The following is a 599-nucleotide window of genomic DNA, read 5'->3' as shown; positions in this document are numbered from 1 at the left end:
ATTTATTGACATATCATTTAATCAGTACGGGAAAATGGCGTTTTGAGAATAATACTTTAACTAAGAGTCAAATCGAGTTTAGTGACTTGTCACGACGTCACAGTCCTGAAACACAGGTATGGTTAGAGAAGTCAGAGGATGCTCGATCAGTGGAAAACATGATACACAGCATGTTGAATAGCATGATGGGTAAAGCTACTATAGAGGATGTTCAACAATTAGATAGAACAGGCAAATTGGTGTCTGAAAAAGATGGATTCCGTAAGATATGTACGAAAGTGAAGTAAAAAGCGACCATAGATCAGATAGGTTTGTCTGATTGATGGTTAGATAACAAAGGCCGTCTGAAACGATTTTTATACGATTTCTTTTAAGAAAGGAAAAAAATGAAATTCTTTATTTTGCCGGTGCTTTTATCCGCAACAACTGCCCTAGCTTCTCCGATTGTCGGTACATGGCATTGCACCAGTTCCTATGACTTCAATCAAGGAGATATTCAAATAGAATATCTCCCGAATGGCAGTTTTAGTGGAGATGTTACAGTTAATGTTGATATTGATGATGATAGTAACAATTTATTGACATATCATTTAATCAGT

Annotated in this window: 2 pseudogenes; both read left to right on the top strand. The window is 36.1% G+C overall.

From position 1 onward, the window contains the following. Nucleotides 1-287 (top strand): annotated as a pseudogene (locus HMPREF2872_RS11870) (hypothetical protein); the annotation flags it as partial. 99 nt (nucleotides 288-386) lie between these two features. Continuing rightward, nucleotides 387-599, top strand: a pseudogene (locus HMPREF2872_RS11750) (hypothetical protein); the annotation flags it as partial.

Origin of the sequence: Neisseria sp. HMSC069H12 (genome assembly GCF_001812735.1) — a bacterium.
GTDB lineage: Bacteria > Pseudomonadota > Gammaproteobacteria > Burkholderiales > Neisseriaceae > Neisseria > Neisseria subflava.
This window is presented reverse-complemented; position numbering and strand designations above follow the sequence as displayed.